The organism is Streptomyces caniferus (genome assembly GCF_009811555.1).
Taxonomy (GTDB): domain Bacteria; phylum Actinomycetota; class Actinomycetes; order Streptomycetales; family Streptomycetaceae; genus Streptomyces; species Streptomyces caniferus.
The window spans coordinates 1,265,498-1,290,432 of sequence record NZ_BLIN01000002.1; the positions used below are offsets into that span (position 1 = coordinate 1,265,498).

Genomic DNA, 24,935 nt, shown 5'->3' on the forward strand with positions numbered 1-24,935 from the left:
CCACGATAAGCGCACGGTCGGACAACGCCCGGCCCGTCGCCCCGGCCCGCGCGGACCCGGCCGCCCGCGCGGTCCCGGCCGCCTGCCCGCGCCCCCGCGCCCCCACCGTCATTCGCCGGTGTTGTCCGCCGCGTCCGCGGTGTTCTGGATGTCGGTGAGCACCCCGGCCGGGTTGCCCCGCGGGTCGACCGCGGCGCCCATCTTCGCCTTGACCGTCTTGGAGATGAGCGGCCAGGAGGTCTTGTTCGCGGGGTAGAACTCGGCGTTGGGCAGCTGTTCGAGGAAGCCGTGCAGCTCGGTGTACTTGTCATCGGCCTGCATCGCCTGGGAGGCGGAGGTGGTGACCGGCAGCAGGCCGTAGTCGCCGGAGAACTTCTCGACGTTCTTGTCGCTGTAGACGAAGTCGAGGAACTTGCCGACCTGGGCGCGGTGGCCGCCCTGCTTGAACGCCATCATCCAGTCGGCGACGCCCATGGTGGCCTTGGCCTTGCCGTGGGTGCCGGGCAGCTCGACGGTGCCGTAGTCGATGCCCCTGGCCGCGGCCTGCTTCATCAGGGTGGGGTGGCCGTTGAGCATGCCGACGTCGCCGTCGGCGAAGCCCTGGAAGGCGTCCTTGCGGTTGAGCTTGGCCGGGTCGGTGCCGGTCAGGCCCTTGCCGACGAGGTTCTTCTGCAGCCAGTCGAAGGTCTTGACGTTCTCCGGCGAGTCGATCGTGTACTTGCCGATGCTGTCGGTGTAGCCGCCGCCACCGCTGAGCATCCACTGCATCGTCTCGGCCTGGGTCTCCTCCGGACCGAGCGGCAGCGCGAAGGGCATCTTGACGCCATGGGCCTTCAGCAGCTGGGCGTCGTGGGCTATGTCGTCCCACGTCTGCGGCGGGGCGGTGATGCCGGCCTGGGCGAACAGCTTCTTGTTGTAGAAGAGCCGCCGGGTGCTGGCGCCGAAGGGCATGCCGTACTGGACGCGCTTGTATTCGCCGGCCTCCGCGAGGGAGGGGGTGAAGTCGGCCTGGGTGGTGACGTTGAGCAGCTGGTCGGCGCTGTAGAGCTGGCCCTTGGCGGCGTAGTCCGCGTAGGCGCCGATCTGGGCGAGGTCGGGGGCGTTGCCGTCCTTGACCAGGTCCTCGACCTTCTTGTCGACGTCCGTCCAGCTGTAGACCTCGACGTCGACCTTGATGCCGGGGTTCTTCTTCTCGAAGGCGCGGGCGAGCTCGTCCCAGTAGTGCTGGGAGCCGTTGGACTTGCTGTCGCCGTAGTCCGCCGCGATGAGTTTGAGGGTGACGTCGTCGCCGCTACCGGTGCCGCTGCCGCAGCCGGTAAGAGTCAGTGTCATGGTGGTGGCGATTGCCGCCGCCAGGCTCAAGTACCGCCGCTGCACTGCTGTTACCGCCCTTTGTCCTGAAATCCGTGCTTGCCGGGTCGTCGACCCCGCCGTCTCGGGGGTCTCCCTCCAACGGCATGAACAGCGAGTGTCCCCCGCGTCGTTCAACGAGTCTCCCCCGCGGCCTTTACAAGGTCTACACCACCCCCCGTTTCGCGGAGGTACCGGCCTTCGGGTGGTCACCTCCGTACGATCCGCCCGGTGAGTGGACTAGACCTTTCCGCCCGGATCGCGCGAAACTGTTCCCGTGAGACACGTCATCGCCCTTGATGTGGGCGGCACCGGAATGAAGGCCGCCCTCGTAGGGGTAGACGCGGCGCCCTCCGGGGGGACCCCGGCCGGTCCCCCCGTCCTGCTGCACGAGGCGCGGCGCCCCACCGGCCGCGAGCGGGGCCCCGAGGCCGTGGTCGAGGCCATCCTCGACTTCGCCGCCGAGCTGCGCGAGCTCGGCACGGCCCGCTACGGCGCCCCCGCGGCGGCGGCCGGCGTCGCCGTCCCCGGGATCGTCGACGAGCGCGCCGGCACCGCCGTCTACGCCGCGAACCTCGGCTGGCGGGACGTACCGATGCGGGCGCTGCTGTCCGAGCGGCTCGGCGGGGTGCCGGTCGCCCTCGGCCACGACGTCCGCACCGGCGGCCTGGCCGAGGGCCGCATCGGCGCCGGGCGGGACGCCGACCGCTTCCTGTTCGTCCCGCTGGGCACGGGCATCGCGGGCGCCATCGGCATCGGCGGCCGGATCGAGTCCGGGGCGCACGGCAGCGCGGGCGAGATCGGCCACATCGTCGTACGGCCCGGGGGACGCGCCTGCGGCTGCGGGCAGCGCGGCTGTCTGGAGACGCTGGCCTCGGCCGCCGCGGTCGGCCGCGACTGGGCGGCGGTCTGCAAGGACCCGCAGGCCAGCGCGGCGGACGCGGCCAAGGCCGTGGAGTCCGGCGACGAGCGGGCCCGCGCCGTGTGGCAGAACGCCGTCGACGCCCTCGCCGACGGCCTGGTCACCGGCCTCACCCTGCTCGACCCGCAGACGCTGATCATCGGCGGCGGGCTCGCCGAGGCGGGCGACACGCTGTTCACACCTCTGCGGGAAGCGGTCCGCCGCCGCGTTACGTTCCAGCGGCTCCCCTCGATCGTTCCGGCGGCCCTGGGGGACGCCGCCGGGTGCCTGGGCGCAGGACTGCTCGCCTGGGATCTTCTCTCCACGGAGGTAACCGCCTGATGGCACAGCAACAGTCCGCGCAGCGGTCCCCGGACCCCGGACGCACCGTCCTGACCGGTGCCCGGATCGCCCGGCCGTCCGGTGTCGTCGAGCGCGGCCGGATCACCGTCGAGGGCGGCCGGATCGGCGACATCCACAGCCGTGACCTGGACGAGGCGGCGTCCGGACGCGTCGTGGACCTCTCGGGCCACCTCGTCGTCCCCGGCTTCGTCGACATGCACGTCCACGGCGGAGGCGGCGGCTCGTTCTCGTCCGCGGACCCCGAGGAGTGCATGACGGTGGTCGAGACCCACCGCAGGCACGGCACCACCTCGATGCTCGCCTCCACCGTCACCGGCGAACTGGCCGATCTCGCCCGGCAGGCCGCGGTGCTCGCCGAGCTGGTCCAGCAGGGCGAGCTGGCCGGCATCCACTTCGAGGGCCCGTTCATCTCCGCCCACCGCTGCGGCGCCCACCAGCCGGAACTGCTGCGCGACCCGGACCCGGCCGACGTCCGCAAGCTCCTCGACGCCGCGCGCGGCACCGCGTCGATGGTGACCCTCGCGCCCGAACTGCCCGGCGGCATGGAGTCCGTACGGCTGCTCGCCGACGCCGGGGTGCTCGCCGCCGTCGGCCACACCGACTCCACCTACGACGCCACGCGCCGGGCGATCGAGGCCGGTGCCACCGTCGCCACCCACCTCTTCAACGCGATGCCCGCGCTGGGCCACCGCGCGCCCGGCCCGGTCACCGCGCTGCTGGAGGACGAGCGGATCACCGTCGAGCTCATCAACGACGGCACCCATCTGCACCCGGCGATCCTGCAGCTGGCGGTCCGTGAGGCCGGCGCCGGCCGGGTCGCGTTCATCACCGACGCCATGGGCGCGGCCGGGATGAGCGACGGGATGTATCCGCTCGGCCCGATGCAGGTCGAGGTCAAGGACGGGGTCGCGCGGATCAGCGACGGCCCGACGGCCGGTTCGATCGCGGGCTCCACCCTCACCCTGGACCGGGCCTTCCGACGCGCGGTCACCGTCGACGGCCTGACGGTCGACCAGGCCGTACAGGCACTTTCGGCCACCCCGGCCCGCCTCCTGGGCATCGACGGCCGGACCGGCTCCCTGGAGACCGGCAAGGACGCCGACCTGGTGGTGCTGGATGCGGCATACGACCTGGTGGGAGTCATGCGGCGGGGCGAGTGGGTGGTGCGCCCGGCGGGCGTCTGACGCTCCGTGACGGCGGCGGGCAGCCGCCCGGCCGGCCGCGGCGGGCGCGGCACCCCGGCGACGGCGCCGGGCCGAGCCGCCCCTCCGCCCGGCCCGGGAGCCTTGGGCGGCGGGCCGGGAAGCATCCGTCGACGGGCTCGGGTCTGGGCCAATCACCACCGGCGATGGCATGATCGCTCGCGCACTTGTCCGTATGCCACCGCCGCGCGCGGTTGCCCGATGCCCGGCCGCCCGGCCATGACTGCCCGGAGGGGCGACCATGATCCTCACGGTCACGCTGAACGCCGCCCTGGACATCACCTACCGTGTTCCCCGGCTCCGTCCGCACGCCACGAACCGGATCACCGAGGTGTCCGAACGCCCCGGCGGCAAGGGCCTGAACGTCGCCCGGGTGCTGGCCGCCCTCGGCCACCGCACGGTCGCCACCGGCTTCGCGGGCGGCGGCACCGGCGCCGCGCTGCGCGCCCTGCTCGCGGAGACCGAGGTCACCGACGCGCTGGTCCCGGTCGGCGGCGCCACCCGCCGCACCGTCGCCGTCGTCGACGCGAGCAGCGGCGACACCACCCAGCTCAACGAGCCGGGCCCGACCGTCTCGCCCGCCGAATGGGACATCTTCCTCGGCACCTACCGCGAACTGCTGGGCGAGGCACGGGCGGTGGCGCTGTGCGGCAGCCTGCCACCGGGCGTGCCGGTCGACGTCTACGCCCGGCTCACCCGGGCCGCGCGGAGTGCCGGCGTCCCGGTCCTGCTGGACACCAGCGGCGAACCGCTGCGCCGCGGCCTGGCCGCCCGCCCCGATCTCGCCAAACCGAACGCCGATGAACTCGCCGCCCTCACCGGCAGCACCGAACCGCTGCGCGCCGCCCGCGACGCCCGCCGCCGCGGCGCCCATGCGGTGGCCGCCTCACTGGGCCCGGACGGCATGCTCGCGGTGACCGCCGACGGCGCCTGGCAGGCGGCCCCGCCGCGGCGGATCGCCGGCAACCCGACCGGCGCCGGCGATTCCGCGGTGGCGGGCCTGCTCTCGGGCCTGGTGGAGGGGTTGCCCTGGCCGGACCGGCTGACCCGCGCGGTGGCGCTGTCCGCGGCGACCGTACGGGCCCCGGCTGCGGGCGAGTTCGATGCGGCGACCTACGAGGAGCTGCTGTCGCGCGTGGTGGTGACGGATCATCCGTCCGCGGCCTGAGCCGAACCCCCGCCCGGCCTCGGCGGCGCCGCTCGGGCGCGGCCGGGCAGCGGGGGTGCATGGTCAGCGGCCGGGCCTCAGCTCCTGGCCAGCCACACCTTGTCCAGGTTCACGTCGCACGTGTTCCCGCTCTCACAGGACAGCTTGATGGTGTTGGTGCCCTTGTTGAGCTGCACATACGACCAGGTCTTGGTCCAGCCCTTGTCCCAGGCGCCTTCGGGGGCGTGCGCGAAGTTCTCCATGTTGATCGGCCGGCTGTCCGCCTGGCCGTTCACGTTCAGCGTGAGGTTGGCGTCCTTGCCGGGCACGCCGTAGCCGACCCAGAGCTTGTACTTGCCGGGGGCGTCGACGTCCAGCGACCATGTGGCCGCCGCACCGGGGTTGTTCATGCCTGCCACATACGTCCCGCCGGGCGAGCGCGCCCCCGGGACGTCCTTCGCCGTGCTGGCCCCGCCGTCGAGGCGCAGGCTGCCCGCTTCCTCCTTGGGCAGCTGACCGGGCTTGCGCTTGCCGGCCGGCTTGTCGGTGGGCTTGACCGTGTCACCGGCCCCCGGGTCCTGCTTGCCGGCGGTGTCCTGCGCGTCCTTGCCGTTGGTGAGCATCGCGACGCCGATGCCTATGCAGACCACCGCGACCACGGCGACGGCACCGACCAGCAGGCCGTTGCGGCCGCGGCGCGGTTCCGGGCCGCCGTTGCCGGGGGCCGCGGAACGCGTGCGGTCACCGCCGGGCAGCGTCTCCGGCGCGGCGTAGTGGGCGTTCTGCTGCCCGTACGTGACCTGCTGCGGGGCCTGCTGCCCGTACTGGCGCTGGCCGACCGCCCGCACCTGGTTGTAGGAGGTACGCGGAACGCCCGGCTGCCGCGCCGCCGCGCCGTCGCCCGACGGGCCCGGTGCGCCGCCCTCGCCGCCTTCCGAGCGGTAGAGGTAGCCGAACGGGTCGTCGTTCTCCGGCGTGTCCGCGCCGTTGTTGCCGGCCGTCATTCCGTGTCACTCCCAAGCGATCTGTGCGCGTCTGTACGCGTCTTCCCGCGTGCGCTGCATCTTCTGCGCGAACTGTCTTTCGGGCCCCCGGCGGCGCCGCGCCGCATCGGCGCAGCCTACCCTCTCAAGGCTCACGCACACCGGTCCCGGAGGGCCACAAGATCGCTACGGATCGGTGAACTGCTGGTGCGAGGGCCGCGGCGCACCCGGTGTGAGATACGCGGCACCGGGCCCGGACGCCCCTGCGGCCCGCCCGCGGCTCAGCCCGCCGCCCGCCGGTTCGCCTTCGAACGGGAGCGCTTCTCGACGTACATCCGCTGATCGGCCGACTCCAGCACTTCCTCGGCCGTCATCCCGCAGCTCGCCCAGCCGATGCCGAAGCTGGCACCCACCCGCACCGCCCGGCCCTCCACCCGGATCGGCGGGATGATCGCGTTCCGCAGGCGGACCGCGAGGTCCTGGGCGTCGGCGGTGCCGAGGCCGTCGGCGAGCACCACGAATTCGTCGCCGCCGAGCCGGGCGACCGTATCGCCGTCGCGGACGCCGCTGGTCAGCCGGCGGGCGACCTCTATCAGCACCGCATCGCCGGTGTTGTGCCCGAAGCGGTCGTTGATCGACTTGAAGCCGTCGAGGTCGCAGAAGAGGACCGCGAGCCCCTTGGAGCCGTCGTCGACCGGCCCGTCCGCGGGGGCGACGAGATGGACGTGGTGGTCGAAGGGGGCCGGGGGCCCGTCCTCGAAGCCGTCGAGCCCGTCGAAGGGCTCCTTGTTGTCCGGCCGGAAGCCCGGCGCGTCATGGGGATCGGTGTGCAGGACGCCCGAGCAGGCGTAGGCGTCCGCCATCGAGCCGGGCGCGCGCGAGCACAGCCGGGCACCGAGCCGGGCCCGCAGTTCGGCGCTGTTGGGCAGCCCGGTCAGCGAATCGTGGCTGGCACGGTGCGCGAGCTGGAGCTCGTGCCGCTTGCGCTCCTCGATGTCCTCGACGTGGGTGAGCAGGAAGCGTGGGCCGTCGGCGGTGTCGGCGACGACGGAGTTGCGCAGCGAGACCCACACGTAGGTGCCGTCCCGGCGGGCCAGCCGCAGCTCGGCGCGGCCGCCCTCGGCGGAGGTGCGCAGCAGCGTGCCGATGTCCTCGGGGTGGACCAGGTCGGAGAAGGAGTAGCGGCGCATCCCGGAGGCCGGGCGGCCCAGCAGCCGGCACAGCGCGTCATTGGTCCGTAGCAGCCGCCCGTGCTGGTCACCGCCCATTTCGGCCACGGCCATCCCGCTCGGCGCGTACTCGAAGGCCTGCCGGAAGCTCTCCTCGCTGGCCCGCAGCGCCTGCTGCTCGCGCTCCAGCCGGACCAGCGCGCGCTGCATGTTCGCCCGCAGCCGGGCGTTGCTGATCGCGATGGCGGACTGGAAGGCGTACATCTGCAGGGCTTCCTGGCCCCAGGGGCCGGGCCGCCGGCCGTTGCGCGGCCGGTCGACGGAGATCACGCCGAGCAGTTCGCCGCCGCCGTTCGCCGCGGTGTACATGGGCGCGAAGAGGCGGTCCATGGGGTGCCACTCGTCGGGGAAGCGGGGCGTGGGTCCGGCCGTGTGCCACTGCGGGACGTCGTCGTCGTCGAGCACCCAGCCCTCGGTGTGCGAGATGAAGACGAGGTCGCCCCAGCGCTCGCCCATGGACAGCCGGCGGTCCCAGGAGGTGCGGGAGCCGGCCCGTCCGGCCATCAGCGCCTCGGCGCCCGCGCTGCCGGCCACCGCGGCGACCACGAGATCGCCGTCGGGGCGGACGAGATTGACCGCGGCCAGCTCATAGCCGAGCCCGGTGATCGCGCCGTCGGCGACCGTCTGCAGGGTGTCCGCGAGGCTGCGTGCGGTATTCAGCTCGGCGACCACTTGGTGCAGCTGCCGCAGGGTGGCAAGACGGACGTATGGCTCCGACTCGGTCTCCATCGCTCGCTCTCCCTGAGACCTCGACAGCAAACTCCACGATTCTTTGTCGTCCGATTCCACGCTCACTGAATCACAGTGAGCTGTTCACTCGGTACACAGGGTCAACAATTAGCGCCTGCTGTGACTCAAGTCACAAACCCCGAGAGAGGTTTGGCGTTCTCCCGTCAAGCCAACCACGGGGGCGCGCCTTCACTCTTTCTACACTTCCTGAACGCAAATTTCCGAGCGTTCCGGACTTCCGTCGTCAGACCTAGGACGCGGGTGGTCCCCGAGCCCGATGCGCACCGGGGAACGACGAAGTTAGCGTTTATGGCGTGTTCACGAAAAGCCCCGCCGATACGGCTGCCTCCGGGCCCGCCGCTCCGTCCGCCGTCGCCCCCGCCTCCGTGCCGGGCGGCACGCCCATCCCGCATTCTGTTGGAGTGAGTGACGACGAGTTCCGCGCCGCCCTGTCCCGCCTCGCCGCCGGGGTGGTGCTGATCACCGCCCACGACCCGGAGGACGGGCCGCGCGGCGAAGACGTCGGCATGACCGCCACGGCGTTCCTGTCGGTCTCCCTCGACCCGCCGCTCGTGATGGTGAGCGTTCGCAACGACTCCCGGATGGACGACCTGCTGGAGCTGCAGCCGCTCTGGGCCGTGTCGGTGCTCTCGGGGCACCAGCGGCAGATCGCCGGACGGTTCGCCATGAAGGGGCGCATCAGCGACCGGCTTCTCTTCGAGGACATTCCGTGTGTACGGGGCGAAGTGTCCGGTGCCCCGCTCATCGGCGGTGCGCTCGCGACCCTGGAGTGCCGCACCGAGCAGCGGGTGGTGGCCGGCGATCACACACTCGTCATCGCCCGCGTCCTGGCCACGTCGGCCCCCGCCGAGGAGGACGGGCCGCTGACGTACTTCCGCGGGAAGTACCGGCAGCTGGACTGAGGGTTCGGGGGGCCGAGGGTTCGCGCACCCGGCGGGGCAGGGGCGAGCGCGCGCGGCCGCCGGCGGGGGCGGTCAGCCCCAGTCGCGGCCCGAGCGGCCGCGCTTGGTGTCGCCGCGCTGCTTCTTCTCCCGCAGCCGCCGCTCGTTGATGCCCCGTGGGATCCGCGACTTGCGGCGCGGCTTGGGCGGTGGCGCGGTGGCCTCGGCGAGCAGCGCGGCCAGCCGGACGGCGGCGGTCTCGCGGTTGCGCCACTGGGAGCGGTGCTCGGAGGCCCGGACGGACAGCACGCCGTCGACCAGCCGGCCCGCCAGCCGCTCCAGGGCGCGCTCCTTCCACACGGGCGGCAGCGCCTGCGTCCGGTCGAGGTCGAAGCGCAGCTCGACCTGACTGTCGCTGGTGTTGACGTGCTGGCCGCCCGGACCCGAGGAACGCGAGAAACGCCAGACGAGCTCGGCCTCGGGAAGGACGACCGCACCGCGGATGACATAGGGCCCGGACATGCGTCCTATGATCTCGCGCGCCACGGGACCCGTCACCCGCTTTTCGTGCTCCATCCGGCACATCCGCCATCAGGAATCGCAAAGAAAGTAAAGACAGCTGGAACCTCCCGGTCCCCTGATGGCGTTGTGGAGGGTGACGGTAGCTTCGTCCGCAGTACGGAGCCCGACGCTTCGACGAGTCGACAAGGAAAGGGACATCCCATGGCTGTAAGCCTGTCCAAGGGCGGCAACGTCTCCCTCACCAAGGAGGCACCGGGCCTGACCGCCGTCACGGTCGGCCTCGGCTGGGACGTCCGGACCACCACCGGCACGGACTTCGACCTCGACGCGAGCGCCATCGCGGTCAACGGCAACGGCAAGGTCTACTCCGACCAGCACTTCGTCTTCTTCAACAACAAGGCGACGCCGGACCAGTCGATCGTGCACACCGGCGACAACGTCACCGGCCAGGGCGAGGGCGACGACGAGCAGATCAACGTCAACCTGGCGGCGCTGCCGGCCGACATCGACAAGATCGTCTTCCCGGTCTCGATCTACGACGCCGAGAACCGCAGCCAGAACTTCGGCCAGGTCCGCAACGCCTTCATCCGCATCATCAACCAGGCCGGCGGCACCGAGATCGCCCGCTACGACCTCAGCGAGGACGCGGCCACCGAGACGGCCATGGTCTTCGGCGAGCTGTACCGCAACGGCGCGGAGTGGAAGTTCCGCGCCGTGGGCCAGGGTTACGCGTCGGGCCTCGTCGGCATCGCGCAGGACTTCGGCGTCAACGTCTGAGCCACGCCCGAACCTGGCGCGGCCAGGTCGGCGCAACCGAGGGCCGGTTCCCCATGGGGGGCCGGCCCTCGGCGCGTCCGAAGGGGGCCACGGCGGCGGGGGCGCCGCGCGGCCCCGCTCAGGCGACCGCGTGCTCCGGCGCTTCGGGGGGCGTGGCCAGCACCGCCACCTCGTCGAGCGACAGCCCCAGCGCACCGGCCAGCGCCGCGACCGTGAAGAACGCCGGGGTCGGCGCCCGGCCGGTCTCGATCTTCCGCAGCGTCTCGGCGGACAGCCCCGCCGCCGCCGCGACCTCGACCATGCTCCGCTCGCCGCGCGCCCGGCGCAGCAGCGCACCGAGCCGCTCGCCGCGGTCGCGTTCCCAAGGAGTCAGTGGAGTACGCACCATGCCCGTGATACTAATACCGGTAAACAAATACCGGTAAACAAATACCGCGCTGTCGTGCCGGCGCGGGCGGGGACGAGCGGGAGGTCGAACCGATGGTGGAGCTCAAGACGCATGCGGCGCTGGACGCGATGCGGGTGGCGGGCCGGGTCGTCGCCGAAGCGCTGGCGGCGGCGCGGGAGGCGGCCGCCCCGGGCGTGCGGCTGCTGGATCTGGACGAGGTCGCCCGTACGGTCCTGCGCGAGGCCGGCGCCGGCTCGCCCTTCCTCGGCTACCGCCCGTCCTTCGCCCCCACCCCCTTCCCCGCCGTCCTCTGCGTCTCCGTCAATGACGCGATCGTGCACGGCATCCCGGACGCGACCCGGCTGCAAGACGGCGACCTGGTGAGCCTCGACTGCGGCGCTCTCGTCGACGGCTGGGCCGGCGACGCCGCCCTCAGCTTCACGGTCGGCACCGCCCGCGCCGAGGACCAGCGGCTCATGGACACCACCCGGCAGGCGCTGGAGGCGGGCATCGCGGCGGCCGTGGTCGGCGCCCGGATCGGCGACATCTCCCATGCGATCGGCAGCGTCGGACGCGCGGCCGGCTACGGCATCCCCCGTGACTTCGGCGGGCACGGCATCGGCCGCCAGATGCACGAGGACCCGCCGGTCCCCAACGAGGGCCGCCCCCACCGCGGCTTCGTCCTGCGCCACGGCCTGGTCCTGGCCATCGAGCCGATGTTCCTGGCCGGCGGCAAGGACGCCTACGGCGAGGACGAGGACGGCTGGACCCTGCGCACCGTGGACGCCTCCCGCGCCGCCCACTTCGAGCACACGGTGGCGGTGACCGACGAGGGGCCGCGGGTGCTGACCACGGTGTAGCGGGAGTGCCGGGCGCGGAGAGCACGAGGGCGGGCGCCGGCCGGGCGGATGCGGGCGGCCCTCCGCCGGACCGGCGTGACACCATCAAGGCGTGATCGACCTCGGCTACTCCCTCTCCCGCCGCTTCCCGGATCCGCCGCAGACGGACTACCGGACCGCGGACGTGCGCACGCTGCGCCACGACCTCTTCTGCGGCGACGTCTACCTCGCCGACACGAAGACGGACCGCGAGCTGTCCACGGCCTGGGGCTGGGTGCCGGTCCTCGACTTCGCCTGGGCGCTGTGCGACATCGTCGAGCAGCTCGACACCGACCCCCGCGGCAACCGCTCCGCCCGCCCGGTCCACGCCGAGCTGGACTTCACCGAGTCCGCGGACCGGATCTTCTTCGAGCGCCGCTTCGGGTGGGTGGACGTGGACGCCGACTGGATGCCGGCCGACGAGGACCCGCTCACCTTCAACCACTCCGCGCTGCGCCGCGAGGCCCGCGACTTCCTGCACGACCTGATCGCCGACCTCACCGATATGCACGACGGCCTCGGCGACAACCCCGCCGTCTGGGACCTCCAGGCCCGCTTCCCCAGGATCTGAGCGCCGGGCGGCCGGCGCCTCACTCCACCCGCACTCCTGTCTGCGCCGCGAACGCCGGGGCCAGATCGAGCAGTTGGGACGCGCTGATCACCGCGCCCGACAGCCGGTCGATCCCCCGCGCGATATCCACCGCGGCCGCCCCCCGCAGATCGACGTCCTTCATCCGCGCCTCGGAGAAGTCCACCCGTGCCAGGGTGCAGTCGTCGAAGTTCACCCGCTCCAGCTGCGCCCCCGCGAAGTCCGCCTCGACCAGCACGCACCCCTCGAAGGCGACGTCCCGCAGCCTCGCCTCCCGCAGATTCGGGAAGTCGATCTTCCCGCCGCGCACCACGACGCGCTCCAGCACCGCACCGTGCAGCTGGGTCCCGCCGAGCCGGGCGTCCGACACCTCCACATCGCGCAGCGACGCGTGGGAAAGATCCGTGCCGACCCCGCGCACCCCGCTCAGCACGCTGTCGATGATCCGCGCCCGGCCGAGCACCGTCTCGTCGAGCGTGCAGCGCCGTACCGCGCAGTCCATGAACCGCGCGCCGCGGGCCGACTGCCCGGCCCAGTCGGCGTCCGCGAACTCCAGCCCGTCGTAGTCCCCCTCGGTCTCCAGCTCCCCGCCGTCCCACGCCGCCAGCTCCGGCAGCCGCACCTCCGGCCGCCGCACCGCCCGTACCGTCCCCTCGCCGCGCCCCGCCACGCGATCACCGCCTTCCCTGCCGTCCGTGCCGGTCAGCCGTGCCCGTCCACGCCGCCGTGCCTGTCCAGGCCTGCACACCCCATCGTGAACCACACCACTGACAACGCACCTGACCTGCAGAAACACCGGATCGCCGAGGACCGGGACGCCGGGGGCGCGCCGGGCCGCGCCGCGCCGCGCCGCGCCGCGGACACCCCTACCGCACCACCGCCATCTCCCGCGCCGTCCCGTTCAGCCGCCGCCCGCCCGACTCCGTGCACGTCACGATGTCCTCGATACGGACCCCGAACCGTCCCGGCAGGTAGATCCCCGGCTCGATCGAGAAGCACATCCCCGGTACCAGCGGCAGATGCTCGCCCTCCACCAGGTACGGCGGTTCGTGCGTGGTGACCCCGATGCCGTGCCCGGTGCGGTGGATGAAGTACTCGCCGTACCCGGCAGCCTTGATGATCTTCCTGGCCACCCGGTCCACGTCCTGGCACGCGACGCCCGGCCGCACCGCCTCGAAGGCCGCCTGCTGCGCCTCCCGCACGATGTCGTGCACCTTGCGCTCCTCGGCGCCCGGCTGCCCGACGTGCACGGTCCGCGAGGTGTCCGACCCGTACCCGTCCTTGAGACCACCGAAGTCGAGCACGACCATGTCACCGTCCTCGATGACCCGCTCCCCGGCCTCGTGGTGCGGATCGGCCCCGTTGGGGCCCGACCCGACGACCGTGAAGTCCACCTGGCTGTGCCCGTGCTCGGTCAGCAGCCGCGCCAGATCCGCCGCCACGTCGCACTCCCGCCGGCCGCCGAAGCGCACCCGCAGGATCTCCTCGTACGTCGCGTCGGCCGCGGCGCCTGCCGCCGCCAGACGCGCCACCTCATGGGCGTCCTTGACGGCGCGCAGCATCGGCAGCGACTCCGTCAGCGCGGTGTAGGCGGTCCCCGGCAACGACCGCTGCAGCCCCAGCAGATGCAGCGCCCAGGTCCCGTCGGACACCCCGTAACGGCCCTGCGGGTCCACCCACTTGGCGACCTCCGCATACGGTTCCGAGCCGTCGGTCCACCCCGACACCTCCAGCACCGGGGCCCCGGGCGAGCGCTGCGCGTCCGGGTACTCCAATACGGGCACCAGCAGCCGCGAGCGCCGCCCCGGCTCGATCACCAGGGCGGTCAGCCGCTCGGTGGCCGCGGGCGGCCGGTAGCCGCACAGCCACACCAGATCCGGCCCCGGCGTCACGATCAGCCCGGCCAGACCGGCATCAGCGGCGGCCCGACCCGCCCGGTCCATCCGGCGCTCGTAGTCCTCATGCGTCATCGAAGTCACCATGCCGGTGAACTTACGCCGGTACGCGCCTTCCGGCCCGTCAAAACCCCTCTCCTGCTGGCCCCTTCACCCCTCCAGTTCACCCGGCCCGTGGGCCGGCCCGCCCCTTCAGGGCCGCTGCAGCACCTCGATGGCCAGCGCCGGGCAGCGGGCCGCAGCGTCCTCCACCGAGGAGTGCAGCGCGTCCGGCGGCGCGGCGTCGAGGAGGACGACGACGCCGTCGTCCTCCCGCTGGTCGAAGACCTCCGCGGCGGCCAGCACACACTGACCGGCGCCGACACACTTGTCCTCGTCGACGATGACCTTCATCGGTGTTCCCTTCTCCTGTGGATGCGGTGTCGAGTGGCAGCCGGGGCGCCGGCTACCAGGTCACGGGCAGCTCGTGGACGCCGTAGATGAGCATGTCGTCGCGCATCGGCACCTCCTGCGCCGGTACGGCCAGCCGCAGGCCGGGGAACCGGTCGATCAGGGCGGACAGCGCGGCCTTCATCTCCACCCGGGCGAGCTGCTGGCCGATGCACTGGTGGATGCCGTGCCCGAAAGCCAGGTGCGAGCTGTACGGCCTGCGCACGTCCAGTTGGTCGGGGTCGCCGGAGAACTGCGTGGCGTCACGGTTCCCCGACGTCAGGGAGGCGAGCACGGGGGCCCCGGCCTCGATCCGGTGACCGCCCAGCTCCACGTCCTCCAGCGCCACCCGCCGCAGGCCGAACTGAATGATCGTCAAGTAGCGGAGGAGTTCCTCGACGGCGTTGTCCATCAGCGAGGGGTCCGCGCGCAGCGCCGCCAGCTGGCCGGGGTTGCCCAGCAGGCACATGGTGCCCAGCGCGATCATGTTCGCCGTCGTCTCGTGCCCAGCGAGCAGCAACAACGCCCCGACACCGGCCACTTCCTCGTCGGTGAGCCGGCCGTCGCGCACCAGGCCGCCGAGGATGTCGTCGGTGGGAGCGACGCGCTTGGCGACGGTCAGTTCGTGGATGTGCCGGCTCATCGCCAGGTGGGCCTGCTGCACCTCCTCGTGGGTCGCGTCGAGCCGGAGCACGGTGCTCGAATTCCGCTGGAAGTCCGCGCGGTCGGCGTACGGCACCCCGAGCAGCTCGCAGATCACCAGGGAGGGAATGGGCAGGGCGAAGTCCTGGACGAGGTCGACCGGCCCCCCGGCGGACGCCATCGCGTCCAGCTGCCCGGCGACGATCCGCTCCACGGCCGGGATCAGCTGCCGCATCCGGCGGACCGTGAACTGCCCGGTGAGCAGCCGGCGGATCCGGGTGTGCTCCGGGGGGTCCATGAAGATGAACATCCCCGGCGCAGGCGGCGGCAGCGGGGTGTCGGCGGGCACGGGGGCACCGGTCCGCGCCGCCCTTCGGTTCGCACCGAACCGTGGGTCGGCGAGTACCGCCCGGACGTCCTCGTGCCGGGTGACCAGCCAGCCGTTCGTACCGTCGGGGAAGGTCACCGGGGTGACCGGGGCCTGTTCGCGCAGCGTCCGGTACTCCTCCGGCGGGTCGAACGGGCAGGTGCGCACGGTGGGCTGGGGCGTTGCGGCGGGCCGGGGCCCGGTGGTGGTGGGCCGGGTGTCGGTCATCGAACGGTCCTTTCCAAAGAGGGTGACGGATCGGCGCTCGCTTCGGCCGGCACCGGGGTGGAGGCGTCGCAACGGTGCGCCCCGACGGCGCGCCGGTAGACGCGCCAGCCCAGCAGTGCGCCGAGCGTGAAGACGAGCGGCCCGAAGACATCGACCGAGCCGAGGGCAACGGCCCGGCCGGACAGGAACAACGGGATCTGGACGGACAGCATCAGGACGTTGCCCGTGAAGGGCACCAGGCTGCCCCTGGCGAAGGCCCGGCGGCGCACCGCGCAGCGGCGCCATGCGGTCCGCTCTCCCGTGAACAGCCCCACCATCAGCCCCAGCGGGGGCCATCCGAGGAGGATCAGCACCGGCACCGCCACGGCCATCGCGCAATGCAGCACCAGGTGCGGGAGGAAGAACGTGGTCGCGTCTCCGGTGCATGCGGCCAGCACGCCCTGGACACAGACGAAGCCGAGGACTCCCAGCGCACGCCATACCGACTCTTTGCGCACCAGCCGGCGGACGAAGACCCCGGCCCCGGCGGCGAAGGCGAGCGTCAGGGCGACGGCGAGCCGGTGCGTCAGGGCGAAGGTCAGGGTGAATCCGAAGACGGGCGCGAGGTCGAGCACGGTGCCGCGCAGCCGGCTGCGTACGGCGGCCGGGACGGCCTCCGCCTCGCCGGCTTTCTGAGGTGCGACAGGGTCCACGGGATCTCCAGGCTTCTCGAGGGTCGGCGCTCGGTCCGTTGTCGTGGCTCCAGAGAAACCGGCCCTGCTGACCCGTCCCGGTCGGGAACCTGACCGTTGCCTGACGGCCTGCGCGGCCCCGGGGAACGTCTGCCGTCGCGGGGGAACCGCCGTCCGGGGCGGCTCGTTGTCGTCGCAGACTCCATGACCCGATTGGTGCCTGCCATGCCCTCCGCCTCGCCGACGAGCGGCGCACCGTTGCCCCGGGGAACCGGGCAACGGCTGCTCGTCGTGGATGACGATCCGCCGACCGCGGAGCTGTTGGAGACCACCCTGGGCCTCGCGGGCTACTCGGTGGCGACGGCGGGCGGCGGCGCCGAGGCCCTGCGCGCGTACGAGACGCGGCCCCCGGATCTGCTGGTGCTGGACGTCATGCTGCCCGACACGGACGGCTTCACCGTGTGCCGGCGGCTCTTCGACAAGGGGGCGCGGCTGCCGGTGCTGTTCCTGACCGCGCGGGACTCCGTCGAGGACCGGGTGACGGGTTTCGCGATGGGCGCGGACGACTACCTCACCAAGCCCTTCAGCCTCCCCGAGCTGCTGGCCAGGGTGCACGCCCTGTTGCGGCGGGCCGGCCGGTACGCACAGGAGAGCCCGGTGCTGCGGTTCGCCGACCTGACCGTGGACGAGGGCAGCCGGCGGGTGCGTCGCGGGGACCGGCTGATCGCGCTGTCGCCGACCGAGTACACCCTGCTGCGCTACCTGCTGCTCCACGCCGACCAGGTGATGTCGAAGGAACAGATCATGGACCATGTGTGGCAGCACCGCTTCGGCGCGGGCGTCGTCGAGAAGCTGGTGTCCCGGCTGCGGGCCAAGGTGGACGCCCAGGCCCCCGCCCTGATCCATACGATGCGCGGTTTCGGCTACAGCCTGCGGCTCCCCGGCGGCGGCTGAGATGGCCGGCACCTGGCGCGGCTCCCTGCAGGCCCGGCTGATGGCCGGGGTCGTACTGCTGGCGGCCGGCGGCATGGTGGCCGTCAACGCGGTGTCGCTGATCGGGCTGCGCCTCAACCTCGCCGACGCCGCCGATGCCACGCTCGCCAAGGCCCGCGCCACCGTGCAGCACCGGGTGCGCGGCCACACCGCCCCGGTCGACGAGGCCGCCCTCAACTCCCTGATTCCCGACGGTTTCTACGTCGCGCTGATCGACGACCGCGGCCGGGTGATCGCCCGGACGCAGTCACGGGACCTCGACGGACAGCTCCGCCCCCGCCCCGACCTGCCGACGCCCGTCCCCGACGGGTTCGCCGACCGGCCCCTCACCCTGACGGCGAAGGGCACGCCCGTCCCGCGCTACCGCACCCTGGGCTTCCGTCTCGTCCGGCCCGCCACGGTGCGGTCGGCGCCCGGCGCACCGCCCCGGCCGGTCAGCAGGGTCGTGGTCGCCAAGAGCCTCCAGCCGGCGGACGACGTCGTGTACTGGCTGATCGGCGCCGATGCCGCCGCCACGCTGGCCGCGCTCGGGGGCATCGTGCTCCTCAGCCGCGTCGTACTCTGGGTGGGCCTGCGACCGTTGCGCGACATGGCCGCCACCGCGACGGCCGTCGCCGACGGCGACATCGACCAGCGCATCGAGGTCGCCCACCGCCACTCCGAGGTGGGCGAGGTCGCCACCGCCCTCAACCGCGCGTTCGACGAGCGGCAACGGTCCGAGGAACAGCTGCGGCAGTTCGTGGCCAACGCCTCGCACGAGCTGCGCACCCCGCTGACCACGATCCGCGGCTGGGCCCAACTGCATCTGCACGGCCTGGCCCAGGACCCCGCGCTCATCGAGCGGGCGATGCTGCGCATCGAGGGCGAGGCGGCCCGTATGCACGCCACGGTCGAAGAACTGCTGCTGCTCGCCCGCCTCGACCAGGGCCGCCCGCTCGCCGACGCACCGGTGAACGTCGGCGCGCTCGCCGACGATGCCGTCACCGATGCCCGCGTCCGCGACCCCGACAGGCCGGTCACCGTCGACGTGCCGGACGAGATCTTCGCCCGCGGCGACGAGGACCGGCTCCGGCAGGTGCTGCAGAACCTCCTGAGCAACGCACTGCGCCACACCCCGCCGGGCACGCCGGTCTCCGTGGCGGCCCGTGCGCTGCCCGGCGACACCGTGGAGCTGACGGTCTCCGACGAGGGCCCCGGCATGGCCCCCGACACCGCGGACCGCATCTTCGAACGCTTCTACCGCGGCGCGGAGTCCCGCGCTCCGGCCACCGGCGGCACGGGCCTCGGCCTGAGCATCGTCAAGTCGATCGCCGAGGCCCACGGCGGCACGGTGACCGTCCGCACCGCGCCGGGCGAGGGCAGCACCTTCACCGTCACCCTGCCTGCGCCACGGTCCCTGCCCGCATCACGGTCCCTGCCCGCGCCTCGATGACGGCCGGGCGGCCCCCGCCGTCGGGCACGTCAGGCGGACGGCCCGGCGCCGCGCGCACCCTTCCCGTCCTGCCCCTCCCCTTGGGCCGCCCGGTCGGCTCCGTCGTCGACGTACCGCTGGAGTACGTCGCAGGTGTGCTGGAACTCGTCCATCAGCCGGGTGGACTCGACGACCAGGACCCCGTACGGGAGCGCCGGGTCGGCGAGCGGCAGCTCGGCCTGCTCGGCCTCCCCGGTCACCCGGCGGCACCGTTCCTGCGCGGTGTCCGCCAGCCGGCACAACTGCCGGGCCTGGTCGTGGAGGTGGTCCTCGTCGAGCGTGCCGAGGACCTGCGTGATGTCGCAGACGGCCTCCAGGAAGTCGGCGTAGCGCCCGAGGAAGGCCCGGCCGGAGCGGTCCCCCTCGTCCTCCTGCCAGGTGTCGAGACTCCGGGTGAGCGAGGCCATCTGGTACAGCACCCGTTCCAGCGCCTCCAGCACCGCGTCGTACCCCTGGAAGGTGGTGTGCCCCTGGTGCCGGCCGAAGAGCCGCCGGGGGTTGTAGTAGAGGCTCTCCCTGGCGGTCCGCAGCCCCGACCTGGCCTGCGAGATCAGCTCTTCGGTCTGCCCGGCCCGCCTCCGCCAGTGGTTGCTGCGCTCCTCGTCGAGTTCGCCCTCGCGCAACGCCGGATACATGTCGCCGACCAGGTCGCACAGCGCATGGGCGAGGGTCCGGATGCCGTGCTCGGCACTGCGGTAGCGCAAGGGGGGCACCACCGCGACATTCACCACGACGCCCACACCGCAGCCGATGAGGACCAGCAGGATGATCTGCCCGAGCTGGGTGATCTTGTCGAGGTTCGAGGTGGCCGAGATGTAGGTGGAGAAGGCGAAGAACGCCGCCGTGACGACCTGGGACCCCTGCGACCCGAGTGCCGGCCACCGCCCGATGACCAGCGCGACCAAGGCCACCAGGACGAACGTCAGCAGGTCGGGGCCGACCAGAAACCCCAGGGCGGCCTGCACGGCCACACCGGACACCACGGCCCCCACGTAGCGCAGCGACTGCAGCAGCGACCGGTAGACGGTCACCTGCATGATCAGCACCGCGGAGAACGGGGCGAACGCGGGGGACTGGGCCTGCAGCAGGTCGTACGAGATCACCCAGGCCACGGTGGCGGCCAGCGCGCTCTTGCCGATCAGGAGCAGCGTGTCGCGCTCGTGCCCCGCCGCCCCCCACGCCCGCCGCCACCACTGCCGCATACGGTGCACCCGTCCCTGCCGCGCGGGCACCTCCCGCCGCTCCTCGTCCTCGCCCTGGCCCATACACAACCTCCGTCCGTTCCGGCCCCCACCGCACCGTTCCACGGTCGCGGCCGTCCAGCCCCGGTACCCGCCGATCGTTACGGCATCCGCGGCACGGCGCGACTGTGTCCTGGCTGACAGGACGGGCGGAGGCCGGCTCCAGGCTCGCGATTCCTACGGTGCCGGAGCCTCCCACCGGGCCGGAGCCTCCCACGGTGCCGGACCCGTGCCGTCCGCCCACCCCCCGAGGGCGCCGTGATCGAAGCACCAGATGCCGCACTGCTCGGCGTACTCCGCCGCCGGACCGGTGAAGTCACTGGTGGTGACGACGGCCGCGAGATCCGCCCCGTGCACGGCGAAGCAGGTGCCCCCGAAGCGCTGCAGATCCTGTGATCCGACCTTGTGGCCCTCGCTGTAACGCTTGCACTGCAGAACGACGTTACGGCCGTCGGGAGCCACGGCCACCACATCCGCACCGAGGTCGTTCGCCCCGCCCACCACACGCACGTCATGGCAGCCGTCACGCTCGCACAGCCGGGCCACCGCCTCCTCGAACGCCTCGGCACCCATGTCCGTGAAGTCGTCGACCTCCGCTTCCGCCTCGGCCTCCACCCACGGCTCCGGCACCGGCTCCGGCTCCGGCTCCGGCTCCGGCTCCGGCTCGACGAGAGGCTCCACGGCACCGGCCACAAACTCCATGGGAGCCGGGGCGACGCGCACGGCACGCCGCCGCCGTCCCCAGCGCACCAGCCCCAGCACCGCCGTCAGCACCACCACGCCCACCAGGGCGGCGGAGCCCGGGTGGGCGCTCGCCCCCTGCACCGCCTTCTTCAAGGTCAGGCCGACCCCGATGACAACGATCACGACCATGCCGAACGAGACCGTCAGCTGCTGCAGGCTGAAGGCCTGCCGGGTGGCCGGGCGGCCTGCCCGGCGTATAGGGGTCACCATGATCTGCTGGCCCTCCAGAGGTCGACGAAGATCGTTTGACCCGTGTGCCCCCAACTCGCCGACTCACCACTCGGCCCGCCGACCTCACCGCGCCGGGACGTTCCCACCCCACCTCCGCAACGCCCCTGAGCTCACTGACCCCTGACCTCACGGGCCGCTGACCTCGCAGGCCCCTGATCGCGCAGCCGCATGGCCCCTACGCCCAGGGGCCCTCCCTGATCACCGCAGGCCCACGGAGACCGGAGAGACACCCCTAACCGGCATCAACCTGGCGACGCTCCTCGACCGCATCGTCCAGTTCCTCGCGGGCGCGGCGAGCCCGCACCCGGTCCGCGACGGACGCATCCGTGACGTCGAGGAACAACTGCCCCAACTCCGGCCACTGCGCGCGCAGTTCCCGCTTGGTCCGCACCAACGCCTCCTCGACCTCTTCGCTGTCGAGACCGGCCACCAGGTCGACACGCGCCGCGAGCATCACGGAGTCCGGCCCGAGCCGCATCGTCAGGGCGGCGGTGACGGCGTCGATCTCCGGCCGCCCATCCAGGAAGTCACGGATCCGCTGCTGCATCTCCGGCGCCACCGCCTCCCCGATCAACTGCGCACGGGCACTCTTGCCGAGGACGTACGCCACATAGACCAGGAGGGCACCGATCAGCAGCGACGCCCACGCCTCGTAAGCACCCTCCCCGGTGGCCATGTGGAGCGCCATGCCGAGGATCGCGAGAAGCACTCCCAGACATGCCGTGCTGTCCTCGGCCAGCACCGTACGCAGCGCCGGATCCTCGTTCCTCCTGATCTCACGCAGGGTGCTGTGCTGCCGGACCTTCGCCTGGGCACGCACCTGGGAAAGCGCCCGCAACAGCGACGTACCCTCCGCCAACAATGCGACGACGAGTACGGCCAGACCGATGGCATAACCGCTGCCCGACTCCGACTCCTCCGACTGAAACGCCTCAATGCCCTGCACGAACGAGAAACAGCCGCCCGTCACGAAAATACCCACGGCCGCGAGCAGTGACCAGAAGAACCGCTCCTTGCCATAGCCGAAGGGATGCGACGGGTCCGCCGGACGCTCACTCCGTCTGAGAGAGGCCAGCAGAAAAACCTCATTGAGACTGTCGGCCACCGAATGCGCCGCCTCGGACAACAACGCCGGCGACCCCGCAATCCCCCCACCCACCGCCTTGGCCACCGCAATCCCAAGATTCGCCCCCAGCGCCACCCACACCGTCTTCCGGGTCTCCCCGTCCTGCCCACGACCTCCCGGCGCTTTCCCGACTTTCTCGTTGCCGGGTTCCTCGCTGCCGAGTTCCTCGTTGCCGGGTACTTCGTTGCCGAGTTCTCGACCACCAGGTTCACTGCCAGGTGCATTGCCGGCTTCATGACTGCCGGCTTCATGACTGCCAGGTTCATGCTTGCCGGACCGCGCCCTGCCGAACTCCTGCTCGCTCAGCCCTCGACGGCCGGATTCCTGCTCACTCAGCCCTCGACGGCCGAACTCCTGCCACCCCGCCGTACGCCCGACCGCATCCCCGGCATTGCCCGCACTCGCCGCATTCCCCTCGTGATCACCACTCATCTCGGCCTCAACTCCGTTCCCACCCATGCGCCCCGCACCTGCCCGACCATCACCGCGACGGCACAAAACCCGCCACCCCACGCCGGGTTCCCCGCCGCCGAACTCCCACTCCCCGACCACCGACAGGGACCCGACAGAGACCGGCAGAGACACCAGGGAAGCCCCTCGACAAGCCCCCCGCCCCATAAGCACCCATACAAAACGGCCCCGGACACCAGGCCCGAGGCCGATCAGCCCGCCGCGACAACCAACAACCGGCGGTCACGTGGCCACCAGGGCGATCGCTGAATTCTTGACCGTCTCCGGTCCCTCACCAGACACACCCCATTGCCACGACGCGCGCACCCATTCACCTGCACCCCTACTGCGGCCTACACCTGCCCCGGCCTGCACCTGCCGCAGCGGACGCTCCCAGACTCCGTCCGCCAGACCCCGTCCGCCGACCGGAACCGGCAGCGTTCACAGACCGTCTTCCACAGCCCGAACCGCTCCGCCAGATCCCACCTTTGAACTCCTGTCCGCACCCGGTGCAGGAATGAGTTCGTGTCCGGCCAGCAGCTACGCGGTTCCCAACTTGACGATCGTGCCTGGCCCTTCGGGCTCTCCTCGGCGTCCATCCCCTTCTCGCCAGCGTGTTAGCCGGGTGTTAGTGGAGCGGCAGTCGTGCGCTAGTGGCGCCGGTCAGAGTGGGTGACGTACCGAGGAGACACCGACACCGACCGTCCTGGGGGACACCGAAATGAGCTCCAGCACCACTGTCCGCACCGCTCGTCGCCGCACCCTGCGGGTGGCCGCCGCGGCCCTGGTCGCTGCCGCCGGCCTCACCCTGACCGCCTGCTCCGGCTCGGAGGCCGCCGACGCGAAGTCCGCGGGCCACACGAACGCGAACTCGGCCGCCGCCGAGTCCACCGCCTCGGGCTGGTCCGGCCTGCAGAGCACCGGCGCCAAGGCGGGCATCGCGAGCAAGCAGTCGGGCAGCGCGCACGTCACCAACGCTGGCAAGGCGGCTTCCCCGGTGCGCACCCAGCGCCTGGCGGACGGCGTCAGCAAGGCCGAGATCTCCCAGCTCGGCGACCAGCACTACCGCGCCAAGATCGTGGCCCGCGGTTCGGTCCTGGCCACGCTGGAGACCAACGGGCACGACGACGGGCTCGACGCCAACGACATGTTCGTCACGCTCACGATGGACGGCCAGGTCCACTCCTGGATGGGCGGCGGACACCAGGGACCGGGCACCTTCAAGCTCGCGGGCGGCTGGACCGCCAAGGTCACGAAGGCCGGCGAACTCCGGTACCGCGCGCAGATCATCGGCCACGACGGCGTAGCCGCCACGCTGGAGACGAAGGGGCACGACGTCGGCCTCAACGCCAACGGCATCTACATCGTGCTCAGCGCCGGCGGCGTGATCAGCGCCCACGCGTAAAGGCCCGCCCGGCCGCGGCGGTGGAGCCACCTTCAGCGGGCAGCTCCACCCCACGGTGACGGAAGCGTCCGACCGGCGCCGGTGCCCGCTCTTCGGCCAAGAAGGGCACCCCCACTCGGCCGCCTTCGTCAGCCCCACCGGCTGACCACCTCGGCACCGCCCTGGGCATGGGCCGAGAACAACTCCGAGCGGGACCAGCTCGGAGGAGCAAGGACAAGCAAGGAGATGACCATGAAGTCGTGGCGTACCCGTATCGGTGTCGGCCTCGCCGTCAGTGCCGCAGCGATCGCCATTCCCCTGACCGCCACCACCGCCTCCGCCGCCCCTCCGCCCGGCGACGGCTGGGTCCCCGTCGGCGCCCTCAAGTATCCGTCGAAGGCGGAGTGCGAAGCGAAGGAACTCCCGCAGGCCCAGGCGAACGGATACCACGAGGTGTGGTGCGACGACAGCGAGGCCATCATGCCCATCTACAGCCGCTGACCACTCTCCACCCGGCAGGGAAAGACGGCACGACCGCCACCGATCCCGACGAGCCGGGAAGCGCCTCGCCCCGAGCGACCACCCCGCGGTGATGTCACCCACCGACGTCAGAAGCCCCGAGCCATATCCGGCCCGGGGCTTCGTCCCTGTTCAAGCTGAGAGCCCCCTGTCGAATTCGAACCGACGGCCTTCGCGTCGCCGCTCAGATCGAGCGGAAGGGGTGCGCTAGTCGTGCGGCAACACCGTGTTGGGAACGCCCGGCTCCACTAACGGCCGACGGGAACCTCGTAGACGATCTCGCACAGAGCAGCGGGGACGACGATGTGGTCGCGTCGGCGGAGCTGCCCCGGCCCAGCGATCCGCGACAGGCCAACGTCTTCCTGAACGAACGAGAGCGCGTGGGGGTTTCGTGGGAACCGGTGGATATGTCGTCTCGTCTAGCACGTGGGTGAACCCGGGCGAATCCCTCTGTGGGTGCGGGTGCGCAATCGCGCGACGATTACAGAGCCCACTGGTGGACGTTGAGTGAAGTCCGGGCCCTGTGGCGCGTTGGCGCCGAAGGCTCCGGGCTTATGGCGCGGGAATTCTGAGGAGGCATCAGT

24 protein-coding genes are annotated in these 24,935 nt (G+C 72.0%); 11 read left to right on the forward strand and 13 right to left on the reverse strand.

Translation table 11 applies throughout. The annotated features are described in order from the left end of the window. Positions 1 to 108: 108 nt before the first annotated feature. The gene (locus Scani_RS07400) at positions 109 to 1,377 is read right to left on the reverse strand and encodes an ABC transporter substrate-binding protein (RefSeq protein ID WP_174872629.1); all 1,269 of its coding nucleotides are present in this window, start codon (positions 1,375 to 1,377) and stop codon (positions 109 to 111) included. 250 nt (positions 1,378 to 1,627) lie between these two features. Between Scani_RS07400 and Scani_RS07405 the strand changes: the two genes are divergently transcribed. The 3 genes from Scani_RS07405 to Scani_RS07415 all read left to right on the forward strand — a co-directional run bounded on the left by Scani_RS07405 (position 1,628) and on the right by Scani_RS07415 (position 4,984). Then, positions 1,628 to 2,593 carry an ROK family protein gene (locus Scani_RS07405; protein WP_159471159.1) on the forward strand — a complete coding sequence of 322 codons (966 nt, stop codon included), beginning with the start codon at positions 1,628 to 1,630 and terminating at the stop codon, positions 2,591 to 2,593. After that, positions 2,593 to 3,798, forward strand: coding sequence for an N-acetylglucosamine-6-phosphate deacetylase (gene nagA / locus Scani_RS07410; RefSeq protein WP_159471161.1), 1,206 nt, complete (start codon positions 2,593 to 2,595; stop codon positions 3,796 to 3,798). The genes Scani_RS07405 and nagA overlap by 1 nt, the downstream gene beginning before the upstream one ends. Positions 3,799 to 4,057: 259 nt before the next feature. Beyond that, entirely contained in the window at positions 4,058 to 4,984 is a 927-nt protein-coding gene (locus Scani_RS07415; RefSeq protein ID WP_159471163.1) for a 1-phosphofructokinase family hexose kinase, read from the forward strand. Positions 4,985 to 5,061: 77 nt separating this feature from the next. On the opposite strand, the gene Scani_RS07420 is transcribed toward Scani_RS07415, so the two are convergent. Then, positions 5,062 to 5,967, reverse strand: a complete 906-nt coding sequence (locus Scani_RS07420) for a carbohydrate-binding protein (protein ID WP_159471165.1) — start codon at positions 5,965 to 5,967, stop codon at positions 5,062 to 5,064. A 260-nt stretch (positions 5,968 to 6,227) separates the two neighbouring features. Then, positions 6,228 to 7,904, reverse strand: coding sequence for a diguanylate cyclase CdgB (gene cdgB, locus Scani_RS07425; protein WP_159471175.1), 1,677 nt, complete (start codon positions 7,902 to 7,904; stop codon positions 6,228 to 6,230). A gap of 422 nt (positions 7,905 to 8,326) precedes the next feature. Between cdgB and Scani_RS07430 the strand changes: the two genes are divergently transcribed. After that, entirely contained in the window at positions 8,327 to 8,827 is a 501-nt protein-coding gene (locus Scani_RS07430) for a flavin reductase family protein (protein WP_246295538.1), read from the forward strand. A gap of 72 nt (positions 8,828 to 8,899) precedes the next feature. On the opposite strand, the gene arfB is transcribed toward Scani_RS07430, so the two are convergent. Next, positions 8,900 to 9,328: an alternative ribosome rescue aminoacyl-tRNA hydrolase ArfB gene (gene arfB, locus Scani_RS07435; protein WP_159471179.1), complete on the reverse strand. Its 429-nt coding sequence runs from the start codon at positions 9,326 to 9,328 to the stop codon at positions 8,900 to 8,902. Between the two features lie 201 nt (positions 9,329 to 9,529). Between arfB and Scani_RS07440 the strand changes: the two genes are divergently transcribed. Then, positions 9,530 to 10,105: a TerD family protein gene (locus tag Scani_RS07440; protein ID WP_159471181.1), complete on the forward strand. Its 576-nt coding sequence runs from the start codon at positions 9,530 to 9,532 to the stop codon at positions 10,103 to 10,105. A 118-nt stretch (positions 10,106 to 10,223) separates the two neighbouring features. On the opposite strand, the gene Scani_RS07445 is transcribed toward Scani_RS07440, so the two are convergent. After that, entirely contained in the window at positions 10,224 to 10,493 is a 270-nt protein-coding gene (locus Scani_RS07445; protein ID WP_159471183.1) for a helix-turn-helix domain-containing protein, read from the reverse strand. Positions 10,494 to 10,585: 92 nt separating this feature from the next. Between Scani_RS07445 and map the strand changes: the two genes are divergently transcribed. Further along, entirely contained in the window at positions 10,586 to 11,353 is a 768-nt protein-coding gene (map, locus tag Scani_RS07450; RefSeq protein WP_159471185.1) for a type I methionyl aminopeptidase, read from the forward strand. A 91-nt stretch (positions 11,354 to 11,444) separates the two neighbouring features. Next, positions 11,445 to 11,942, forward strand: coding sequence for a hypothetical protein (locus Scani_RS07455; RefSeq protein ID WP_159471187.1), 498 nt, complete (start codon positions 11,445 to 11,447; stop codon positions 11,940 to 11,942). Between the two features lie 19 nt (positions 11,943 to 11,961). On the opposite strand, the gene Scani_RS07460 is transcribed toward Scani_RS07455, so the two are convergent. The 5 genes from Scani_RS07460 to Scani_RS07480 form a co-directional block, all read right to left on the reverse strand. Next, a complete protein-coding gene (locus Scani_RS07460; protein WP_159471189.1) occupies positions 11,962 to 12,630 on the reverse strand; it encodes a pentapeptide repeat-containing protein in 669 nt (222 codons plus the stop codon). 196 nt (positions 12,631 to 12,826) lie between these two features. After that, positions 12,827 to 13,930, reverse strand: a complete 1,104-nt coding sequence (locus tag Scani_RS07465; RefSeq protein ID WP_174872630.1) for an aminopeptidase P family protein — start codon at positions 13,928 to 13,930, stop codon at positions 12,827 to 12,829. A 117-nt stretch (positions 13,931 to 14,047) separates the two neighbouring features. Next, the gene (locus tag Scani_RS07470; RefSeq protein ID WP_159471193.1) at positions 14,048 to 14,248 is read right to left on the reverse strand and encodes a ferredoxin; all 201 of its coding nucleotides are present in this window, start codon (positions 14,246 to 14,248) and stop codon (positions 14,048 to 14,050) included. Between the two features lie 52 nt (positions 14,249 to 14,300). Beyond that, on the reverse strand, positions 14,301 to 15,521 hold the full coding sequence (locus tag Scani_RS07475) for a cytochrome P450 (protein WP_159471203.1): 1,221 nt from the start codon (positions 15,519 to 15,521) through the stop codon (positions 14,301 to 14,303). Then, positions 15,518 to 16,213: a DUF3159 domain-containing protein gene (locus Scani_RS07480; RefSeq protein ID WP_159471205.1), complete on the reverse strand. Its 696-nt coding sequence runs from the start codon at positions 16,211 to 16,213 to the stop codon at positions 15,518 to 15,520. The genes Scani_RS07475 and Scani_RS07480 overlap by 4 nt, the downstream gene beginning before the upstream one ends. Before the next feature lie 270 nt (positions 16,214 to 16,483). On the opposite strand from Scani_RS07480, the gene Scani_RS07485 reads away from it, so the two are divergent. Then, positions 16,484 to 17,146 carry a response regulator transcription factor gene (locus tag Scani_RS07485; RefSeq protein WP_281391875.1) on the forward strand — a complete coding sequence of 221 codons (663 nt, stop codon included), beginning with the start codon at positions 16,484 to 16,486 and terminating at the stop codon, positions 17,144 to 17,146. Position 17,147: 1 nt separating this feature from the next. Further along, the gene (locus Scani_RS07490) at positions 17,148 to 18,617 is read left to right on the forward strand and encodes a sensor histidine kinase (RefSeq protein WP_159471209.1); all 1,470 of its coding nucleotides are present in this window, start codon (positions 17,148 to 17,150) and stop codon (positions 18,615 to 18,617) included. 29 nt (positions 18,618 to 18,646) lie between these two features. Here the strand turns inward: Scani_RS07490 and Scani_RS07495 are convergent, their stop codons facing one another. From Scani_RS07495 to Scani_RS07505, 3 genes are all read right to left on the reverse strand, one after another. Further along, positions 18,647 to 19,921 (reverse strand): aromatic acid exporter family protein, encoded by a 1,275-nt coding sequence (locus Scani_RS07495; protein ID WP_246295539.1) that lies wholly within the window; start codon positions 19,919 to 19,921, stop codon positions 18,647 to 18,649. 153 nt (positions 19,922 to 20,074) lie between these two features. Then, entirely contained in the window at positions 20,075 to 20,851 is a 777-nt protein-coding gene (locus tag Scani_RS07500; protein WP_159471211.1) for a restriction endonuclease, read from the reverse strand. Between the two features lie 253 nt (positions 20,852 to 21,104). Continuing rightward, entirely contained in the window at positions 21,105 to 22,430 is a 1,326-nt protein-coding gene (locus tag Scani_RS07505) for a cation diffusion facilitator family transporter (protein WP_308686556.1), read from the reverse strand. Positions 22,431 to 23,169: 739 nt separating this feature from the next. Here Scani_RS07505 and Scani_RS07510 point away from each other — a divergent pair. Both Scani_RS07510 and Scani_RS07515 read left to right on the forward strand, forming a co-directional pair. After that, positions 23,170 to 23,853 (forward strand): hypothetical protein, encoded by a 684-nt coding sequence (locus tag Scani_RS07510; RefSeq protein WP_159471213.1) that lies wholly within the window; start codon positions 23,170 to 23,172, stop codon positions 23,851 to 23,853. Between the two features lie 231 nt (positions 23,854 to 24,084). After that, a complete protein-coding gene (locus Scani_RS07515) occupies positions 24,085 to 24,333 on the forward strand; it encodes a hypothetical protein (protein WP_159471215.1) in 249 nt (82 codons plus the stop codon). The last annotated feature ends 602 nt before the right edge of the window (positions 24,334 to 24,935 follow it).